The following is a 9,553-nucleotide window of genomic DNA, read 5'->3' as shown; positions in this document are numbered from 1 at the left end:
TTCTAAAAGCTTTTTTCTGTACTTACATACAAAAATAATATGATACTGTAATAAATATTTGTGTCTATTCTTTGATTTCTATACTCCCATAACGCTATTTATTGTATCACAAATATCTATTTTTTGCTACCTTAACCCACCGTCTAAAGCCGGTGGGATTGCGGTAGCATTATTTCAACTTTCCTTTAAAAGTATTTAAGAAAAATATCAACACAAACTCCCTATTATCTGCTATACTAGAACAGTGTATGGAATACTCTGTTTGTCATCTACATTCTATATATCTTCGTAGATCCTACAAGACTCAGGGCATTCAATTTATCTAAGGAAGGTAGAAATGAAAAAGAGAAGTAGAAGAAAAAAACGAAATGTCGTTGTACCAATTGTAGTATTAATTTTTTGTTGTATTTTCACAGCCATGGTTGCTTATGGTTGGAATGCAAGAAAGAAAAATGTCAAGGTGGCTGCTTCAAAGGGTGATGCCGAGACTGTAGAGGTAAACAATAGTGAAACCTCAAGTGAAGGTGAGACAACTGCCGTACCGGAAAGTGAAACTGCACAAACTGTTGCAGAGACCACCGCTACGCCTGAGAGCAACCCGGGACCGGATGAAAAGGTTGTTTATTTCACATTTGATGACGGTCCATGGACCGGTACTCCAAGGCTGTTGGATATCTTAGACCAGTACAATATCAAGGCCTGTTTCTTTGTTACAGCACAGTATATGGAGACCGAGCCTCTTAAAAATATGTTGAAGCAAATAAAAGACAGAGGGCATAATGTAGCCGTTCACAGTTTGACACATAATTATAAGAAGATATATGCTTCTGTAGATGCTTTTATGTCAGACTATGATGCTATGGACGATCTTATATTTCAAGCTACCGGAGAACATAGTAAGATGCTTCGTTTTCCGGGAGGAAGCAATGCAAGTTACAACAAAGCTATCAGACCTCAGCTCCTACAGGCTGTAAGAGACAGAGGAATCGTATACTTTGACTGGAACTCATTTGATGGTGATGTTGAGGGTAAGAAAGGTCAGGAACTTATTGACCAGACGATTAAGCAGGTAAATGAAAATACTCATTCCATTCTGCTTATGCATGATATGCCTTCTACAGCATTCGTACATGATGCACTGCCTACCATCATAGAGAGACTGAAAGCTGACGGATATAAGTTTGAACTGCTTAATGAAAACACACCGCCAAGACAATTTGCAAAATAATTCAAAGCTCCTGCAAACGACTGTGGGAGCTTTTTTATAATATAAAAAGAGAAAATCAAATCGATCTTCTCTTTACTATCCCTTTTGCAAACATATTAATTATACTTTCTATATAAAACCTGATATCAATCAGGTCTTATATACAAAGTCAGGACAATAATACCCTATTGTCTGTTACCCGCTTGTAACTGTCTTTATCTATTCACATATTAACTTATTTGCTATACTGTATTTCCTGTTATTTGTTTTGTTTTGCCTGTCTCTCGGCTCTTCTTGCTAAAATTGCATCAATCTTTTGTTGAGCGGACTTTGCATCACCCTCAATAACAAAAAGCTCAGGATATCTCACACCATGAGATCTGGCTTCACTGTCATTGTTCATGAAAATATCAATGGTCTTTCCCTTGATATCACCGCCTGTATCTTCTACTATATATACAGTGTCACTGTTTCCGATACGAACTCTGGTTCCTCTTGGAAGTACTGACCAGTCTGCCGCTATAGTTCTTCCCACAGTCGGTCTGGTTCCTGCGGTAGTTACATTGGAAGGATCGGTATCCAGTGAGTAGGCATATGCCTTAAACCTGCCTACAGATCTGCCTCTGGCAGATGCTTTAAGAGCAGCTATCTCCTCATCCTCCTTTGCTACAAGTTCAGCTTCCTGCTGTTGTTTATAAGAGTCAAGTGTCGTCTCGTACTGATCCGCATTAAGACCGAATGCCGGACCGGTTACATAATCCACTTCTTTCTGTGTAGCCGCATACACACTTCCTGCCATAATGGCAGTTAAAACAGACGCAACTAAAATAATCTTTTTAAAATAGTTTCTTATTTTTTTCATTTTATTCCTTTCTTGCAAAGAACGAATCTTTTGTTTGTCGGGATATTTTTATTATATTACATAAATGTTAAATGTCAATACGAAAATATTTCAATCTTCTTGCGAAATAATAACTAAAGCTTGTTAATGTAATTCTTTTCGTGTATTTCATATAAAAAAATCACATTATAATATATTTTTATATATTATAATGTGATTTTGATTTTTTCATAAATAAAATTTTATTAAATATTTTTTAAGTAACCGTTGTAAAATTCTCTTAAAATAGTAATTACTTATCATTTGCAGCAAATTTAAAAAGCTCCGCCACCTTACTGATAGAAACCAATAATCCACCTCCTGATGCTACAACATTCCCATCATATGCATATGAAGGCACTGCCGGTATAGCCAAAGTTTCCCAAACCTCAATATTTGAATCTTCTACCTTCTTTGCATTCTTATTTGCAGCCAACAGTGCCAAGATATCCTCTCTATTTGCACCTGCCTGTTCTGCCAAGTCGGCTAAAAGTTCCTTATCATCAATTCTTTGATGATTTTCAAAATATGCCTCATACACCAAATCATTGTACTTTTTTATATTCAGACCGTTCTCTGCAAGATAAAAACCCACCTGTGCAGCCAAGTCTGAATGTATTCGGGCAGGTTCCGGTCTTGGATGTGCCTCACATGGAGACCATTCAATCTCTACACTTTTATAATCCGGCAAAATATCTTGAAGCTCTCTTATTCCTTTATAACAAAAAGGGCAGGTGTAATCATAAAATACTTTTATCTTCTTTGACATAAACTTCCTTTCTAATGCGTGATGTAAATTAAACCGTATAATAATTATACATTATAAAACTCTTTTCGCATCAACAAATATATTGTTACCTCTATTATAACATATACTTATTAAATTTTGCCAAAAATGATATTACAAATTTTTATACTTATTATCTGCTTTTAGTAAGAAGATTTCCTCTTTAATACCAAATATCCTGCATCCGATACTGCTTTTGAGAGTTTTTCAATATCGGGCTTATCCTTTAAAAGTACAGTTGCCATATTGTCTTCAAGACTCACACTTGCCCATGTGCCGTCCAGTGCATTAAGTGCGTTCTCAACATTTCTTACACAGTTTTCACAGCTCATACCGTCTATCGCAAGCTTCGCCTCATACGGATAATGTGACTTATCTCTGTCTTTAACCTTTATAGACTTTGTACCTTCCTCATGTTCAGGACAACAATCTCCGCCCTTTTTCAGCTTTTTGATATAATTAGCTGTTCCAAAAACCACTATCAATGCAACGATTACTATTGCAATTATGTTTATTATATTGTTCATAAAAAACCTCCGAGTTAGAATTTGCTAACTAGGAGTATACCACTTATTTTCATAAAGATATACCCGTTTTTATAAAGTTTGGTTTATTCAATGCTTTTAATATATCTTCTTTTATAACCGGCTTCATATTAACCTCCGAATACTTTATATTTTTATGCTGAAACTTTTATATTTACCATAATCATCCGATTACAACTTATTCCACTAATGAAAGTACCTGCTCTGAATAATAATAAAAGCTGTAATACAAATCATCTGGAAATACATTGCCTTCGTCCCATCTCATTTCATCCTCTTCCTCATCATAAATCTCTGGCCACAGATACTTCTCATCCAACATATCACTAAAATGTGTCAGGGCATCAGAGTGTTCCATACCATTAACCGTCTTAATCGCCGCATTGATATAATCAAAAAGTTCCGACAGTTCATCTGCCAGATATTCGGCTATATCATTTTTTATTTTATTTTCTAAAGCCTTTTTATAAATCCTATACAAAAATATACAGGCAAATGGCGTTGCATGCCAAAGTGTATCCTGATGCTCTATATTTACAGCAATCTCTTCTCCTGCCGCTTTCACATCTTCTTTACTTTTCATCTTAAAAAGAACATCAAAATACTTAGGAAAATCTGTAGCTCTTTTATATGCTGTAGTGAGCCTGTGCCAAGGTATATCCTCTACTTTTACATTTTGTATATATTTTAAATTACTCTCCGTCATACCGCCTCCTTAGAAAAAAGCCCCTCAATTGATTATATCAAATGAGAGGTATATAATTATTCCATCTTTATATATTTCTTTGTCTCTTCATCTATATAGTCAAGATCCATATAGTGCTTACTGTCAGGTTCAAGTCCTTTTTTTCTTAAGAAATATTCTGAAACCCTGCTTATCGTCCTGTATATAATAGCCCATGTAGGTACAGCTATTATCATACCCACAATACCGAACAGACCTCCAAACAGCAGTATTGAAAACAATACCCAAAAACTTGGCAATCCTGTAGTCTGACCTAAAATCTTCGGTCCGATAATATTTCCGTCAACCTGTTGCAATACCAAAATCCAAACGGCAAATTGCAGTGCCGTAAGCGGTGAAATAAGTAATAACAATACTATACTCGGTATCGCACCTATAAAAGGTCCGAAAAAAGGTATTACATTGGTCACACCTACCACCACACTTATAAGCAAAGCATAGGGCATATGTATTACAGCCATAAAGATATAATTTATTATTCCTATTATAATGGAATCTATTATCTTACCTACAATAAACTTTTCAAACATATCCTTAATGTATCTGGCTTCTGTAACTATCTCATTACCTATCTTTACACCTGCAATTGCATATACTATCTTTTTTGCCTGAGAAGCCAGTGTAGTCTTCATATTAAGAAGATACATCATTACCATCATACCGATTATAATATTTACTATTACACCCAAAGCATTGAGTACACCGCTTGAAAGATTTTTAATATAGGTATTTACATTCGGCAAAACATTGGTAGTTGCAAAATCACTTAATCTGTCACTGATATCCTGATAATTGCCTATTACAAGCTTCTCAAGGTCAGGATTTTTATTCAGTATATCCTTTAACCAATCTTCCAGTTTTAACATACCGTTTGGCGCATAGTTAATAACATTACTGATACTGTTTACCAGCTCAGGTATAATCATCATTATAAGTGCAAATATTACAAATATCAAAATAACAAGACAGGCAAGAGTAGCTATAAACTTTGCCAATTTGATTGGCTTCTTCCACTTCGGAAACAGTGATGAAAATATCTTTGCAAGCCGGTCACTTATCTTATCATATACCGGTGCTGTTAAAAATGCCATTACCACACCGTAAAACACTGAAGAAACAGTAGAAACTATAGCCTTTATAGTAACTGCTATATATCCAAGCTTATTAAAAACCAAAGATATAACAAGAGCTACCAGTATCACCGCAACTGCTGTAAGCCCCCATTTAACATATACTTCATTCTTATCTTTCATCTACACCTCTAAAAAGACCTTGTCATCTTTTATATCAATATTTGTCTCAAAGAATGCCCTGAGTGCTTCTATAGCATACAATACATCTAAAGCACCTGCGGTTTCATATGCCGAGTGCATTGACAGCTGCGGCAATCCTATATCCACCGCATTCATGCTTACAACTGTATTTGAAAGATTGCCAAGTGTTGAGCCTCCTATAATATCGCTCCTGTTTGCAAAAGTTTGATACGGAATATCTCTTTTATCCAAAATACTTTTCAGTACGGCTCTGCTGAAAGCATCTGTAGTATACTTTTGATTTGCACTCTCTTTGATTGCAATTCCCTTATTTAAAACCGGTCTGTTCTTTATATCAAAAAGCTCAGGGTGATTCGGATGAAGGGCATGTGCATTGTCACAGCTGATAAGCATACTCTTTGCTATGGCTCTGTAATAGTCCTCTCTTGATTTGCCAAGAGCCATATTTATCCTGTCCAATGTAGCGGAAAGGAAGGTAGACATTGCCCCCTGCTTTGTCACAGAACCCACCTCTTCATTGTCAAATACTGCAAAGACATTGATATGGTCACTATTCCCGGCTTCAATAAAACCAAGCAAAGATGTATACACACATTCAAGATCGTCAAGTCTTCCGCTTGCTATAAACTCATTGTCATATCCCAGTACGGCAGCCTTTTGTCTGTTGACCAGATAAAGATCTTTTGCAATTATTTCTCCGGGCTTAATACCAAGCTCTTTTGCAAGCATTTTATTAAAATCATCCTCTTTCAGTCTGCCTGCACTAAATACCGGCAACATATCCACCTGATTATTAAAAGCAAATCCTTTGTTGATTTCTCTGTTAAAATGTATCGGCACATTAGGAATAATAAGAAGATCCTTATCTATATAAAGCAACCTTGTCTCTATAGTGTCTTTGGTACCTGTCATAACTCTTCCTGCAATTGTCAGCGGCTTATCAAGCCATGTGGCATCAATCATTCCGCCATAGCTTTCAACATTCAGCTTCAGATAGCCGTTTGATTCAATCACCGGCCTATCCTTCAGCTTAAATGTAGGTGAGTCCGAATGTGATGCACTTATTTGAAAGTGATAGTCTCCGTCCGCTATATCAAAAGCGATAAGACTTGACGAATTCCTCTTTGTATAGTACTTTCCCGCTCCTATATTCCATTTTTCGTTTTCAGGCAAATATATATATCCACAATTTTTTAAAACCTTTTCACATTCATTTATTGCATGAAACATTGTCACTGATGAATCCAAAAAATTCATCAACTCACTTAAAATCTCCATACAGCCTCTTTCTATGGTACAATCAATATATAATCGCAACAATTATACCATATAAAGCCTTCAGTGTATCAGGAAAATTTATTACAGTTCTTATATTTATATCTTTAACATACTTTAATTTTATTCCACTATCTTTTCATAACCTCTTGAAGTGAGCCCAAATATAATAAAATATACGGCTGCAAATATTGCAATTACCGCTGCAAGACAAATCACATACAGTAAAACATCCCCTACACCGAACAGACCCAAAAGCCTGAATATAATCTTTGATGCTACAATACAATGAATCGTTGCTATAATAAGCGGTGCATAAAACATCCATCCTATTTGAGATGCACAGGTTTTCTTGATAAGTTTATCACTAAGTCCAAGCTTTTTCATGATTTGATACTTTTCTCTGTCTTCATAACCTTCACTGATTTGCTTATAATATGTAATCAATATGGTTCCTGTAAGGAAGATAATACCTACCAAGACTCCAAGGAACAAGAATCCGCCATTTACCTCATAACGCTGAGTAATTATCTCAGAGCGACTGCTTACACCGTACATACTGCTGCCATCACCTTTAAGTTCACTCTTTATGGCATCTCTAAGCTTTAACAATGTATCCTTATACTCTTTATCATCTACTCCATCCACATCCCAGTATACACTGCAAGTTATATCAGACCCGTCCAAAGCTTTTCTTACAAAATCCAAAGCATCCAAATCCTTAACAATAATACTGTATACATCCATTGCTGAAAAATCAGGTGAAATAATACCGTCTATCTTCCTAACCTTAAAATTTCTGTCACCGATTTTTAGTATATCACCGATTTTATTCTTCTTATTCTCACAAAGCAGAATCTCATCATCACCAAGTTCAATATTCTGATGAGTTCTTGCATTATAGCCGTTTAAATCACCTGCAATTACAAATACCGGATCGGCTATGCCGTCCCCTTTATATTTAGCTATCTCATCACCCACTTTAGTAACAGCCGTATTTGTTTCAAATATAGTATACTCATCCTTAATCATTGACCACTCAGACACACTTGACTCTACCAGACTTTGAAGTTTTTTTGCCATATCTTCATTGCCGATATGCTCACTGCCTGCCTCAATACTATATTCTCTGGGCATTATACTGCCGCCAAGCTTTACATAGTTTGAGTATATTGCAACTGTAGTAGACAAACTTAAGATAACTCCGGTGCTGAGGATAGAGATACTTGCAAGTGATATTGCATTGCCCTTCATCCTATACAAAAGTCCGCTGATACTTAAAAATTTTTTCGGAGTATAGAAATTTTTATTTTTCCTTTGTAATTTTAAAACAAATACTGAAAAGGTAATGTATAATAAGTATGTCGCAATAATAGTGGTAACAACAGCTACAAAGAAATATAACATGGAGGACAGCAGGCCTTTTACAAACAATGCTATACCGTAACCGACTGTAAGCAATGCAAAACCTGAAAGCATTACCACTATCTTTACCTTCGGTTCTCCCTCTCCTCTATGTCCTTTTTCAAGCAACTCCATAGGCGTGGATACAAGTACTCCGAAACCTGTTCTGATAATGCTTATAAAATACAGTGCCACAACCAGAATTGTAGTATTAAACAATGCCGTAAGACTGAACGGAAAATCCATCAATCTTCCCGATACATCTCTCATTAAAAAGTTTAAAAACAAAAAGCAAAGCTGTCCGAAGATATATCCTCCTATTGTACCCATTATCCATATTGCAGTGAAGAGTATAAGGAATTCAGTACTTATAATCTTAACAATATGTTTTTTCTCAAGACCCAATACAGCATATAATGCAAACTCTTTATTTCTCTTCTTTAACTGAAAATTTACAGCATACTGTACAAAAACAAGGCAAAAGATTGCCAATATAAACATTCCTATCAGTATTATATCAGGCAATGATTTATGTCTGGTTCTGACATAGTTATTACTTATCAAACTTGCCATTATATTAAAAAGTATCAGCATGATTCCTGATGATAAAACAAATGGAATTTCAAGTACTCTGTTTGCTTTCAGATTTTGTATTGCAAATTTTTTTATCATTGAAAAACTCATAATTTTTTACCTCTGCCAAGCATAAACTCAGCCTGACTGATTCTTTCCATAAAATCGCCCTGCGCCTCATTCTCTCCTCTGTAGATCTCATGAAAAACTATTCCGTCCTTGATAAATAATACTCTCTTTGCATAGGATGCCGCTCTTAGAGAATGTGTTACAACCAAAACAGTCTGTCCATCTTCATTTACCTGACGAAACAAATTTAAAATCATCTCCGAAGATGTCGAATCCAATGCTCCTGTAGGCTCATCAGCCAACAAAAGTGAAGGCTTTGTAATAATAGCCCTTGCAATAGCAATTCTTTGTTTTTGTCCGCCTGATATTTCATAAGGATATTTATCAAGCAGTTCCGATATTCCAAGTCTGTCTTTGATTTCATTAAGCCTATCCTCCATCAATGACAAATTCTCCTCAGACAGTACAAGCGGCAGATAGATATTGTCTCTGTTGCCAAACTGATCTAAGAGGTTGAAATCCTGAAATACAAATCCAAGCTCTTTTCTGCGAAACCTTGCAATCTCTCCGCTTTTTAGAGTACTGATATCCTTGCCGTTCAGACTCAGCACACCTGATGTAGCCCTATCAAGTGTAGCTATTATATTCAACAGCGTTGTCTTGCCGGCACCCGACTCTCCCATTATAGAGATAAACTCACCTTTTTCTACGGAAAAGTTTACTCCCTTTAGAGCCTCTGTTATTATATTTTTTGTTTTATATGTTTTCTTAATATTTTTACATTCCAATATTGC

The 9,553-nt window shown here is 35.7% G+C and carries 9 protein-coding genes and 1 pseudogene; 1 reads left to right on the top strand and 9 read right to left on the bottom strand.

Annotated elements, in window-relative coordinates; translation table 11 throughout:
* Positions 1–72, bottom strand: a pseudogene (locus tag HMPREF0381_RS16050) (IS200/IS605 family transposase); the annotation flags it as partial.
* A gap of 265 nt (positions 73–337) precedes the next feature.
* Between HMPREF0381_RS16050 and HMPREF0381_RS03320 the strand changes: the two are divergent.
* Positions 338–1,228 carry a polysaccharide deacetylase family protein gene (locus tag HMPREF0381_RS03320; RefSeq protein WP_040461108.1) on the top strand — a complete coding sequence of 297 codons (891 nt, stop codon included), beginning with the start codon at positions 338–340 and terminating at the stop codon, positions 1,226–1,228.
* 238 nt (positions 1,229–1,466) lie between these two features.
* On the opposite strand, the gene HMPREF0381_RS03315 is transcribed toward HMPREF0381_RS03320, so the two are convergent.
* From HMPREF0381_RS03315 to HMPREF0381_RS03280, 8 genes are all read right to left on the bottom strand, one after another.
* On the bottom strand, positions 1,467–2,069 hold the full coding sequence (locus HMPREF0381_RS03315) for a 3D domain-containing protein (RefSeq protein WP_008750458.1): 603 nt from the start codon (positions 2,067–2,069) through the stop codon (positions 1,467–1,469).
* 271 nt (positions 2,070–2,340) lie between these two features.
* Positions 2,341–2,856: a DsbA family oxidoreductase gene (locus tag HMPREF0381_RS03310; protein WP_008750457.1), complete on the bottom strand. Its 516-nt coding sequence runs from the start codon at positions 2,854–2,856 to the stop codon at positions 2,341–2,343.
* Positions 2,857–3,017: 161 nt separating this feature from the next.
* Positions 3,018–3,401, bottom strand: a complete 384-nt coding sequence (locus HMPREF0381_RS03305; protein ID WP_008750456.1) for a heavy-metal-associated domain-containing protein — start codon at positions 3,399–3,401, stop codon at positions 3,018–3,020.
* 196 nt (positions 3,402–3,597) lie between these two features.
* Entirely contained in the window at positions 3,598–4,125 is a 528-nt protein-coding gene (locus HMPREF0381_RS03300; protein WP_008750455.1) for a hypothetical protein, read from the bottom strand.
* A 56-nt stretch (positions 4,126–4,181) separates the two neighbouring features.
* Positions 4,182–5,417, bottom strand: a complete 1,236-nt coding sequence (locus tag HMPREF0381_RS03295) for an AI-2E family transporter (protein ID WP_008750454.1) — start codon at positions 5,415–5,417, stop codon at positions 4,182–4,184.
* Positions 5,418–6,716 carry a M18 family aminopeptidase gene (locus HMPREF0381_RS03290; protein ID WP_008750453.1) on the bottom strand — a complete coding sequence of 433 codons (1,299 nt, stop codon included), beginning with the start codon at positions 6,714–6,716 and terminating at the stop codon, positions 5,418–5,420.
* A gap of 120 nt (positions 6,717–6,836) precedes the next feature.
* Positions 6,837–8,801, bottom strand: coding sequence for an FtsX-like permease family protein (locus tag HMPREF0381_RS03285; protein ID WP_008750452.1), 1,965 nt, complete (start codon positions 8,799–8,801; stop codon positions 6,837–6,839).
* On the bottom strand, positions 8,798–9,553 hold a 756-nt coding region (locus HMPREF0381_RS03280; RefSeq protein WP_008750451.1), incomplete at its 5' end, for an ABC transporter ATP-binding protein. The genes HMPREF0381_RS03280 and HMPREF0381_RS03285, both read right to left, overlap by 4 nt.

Origin of the sequence: Lachnoanaerobaculum saburreum DSM 3986, from assembly GCF_000185385.1 — a bacterium.
In the GTDB taxonomy this organism is placed as follows: Bacteria; Bacillota; Clostridia; order Lachnospirales; family Lachnospiraceae; genus Lachnoanaerobaculum; species Lachnoanaerobaculum saburreum.
Note: the sequence above shows the minus strand (reverse complement) of the source record. Positions and strands in the feature narration are given on the sequence as shown.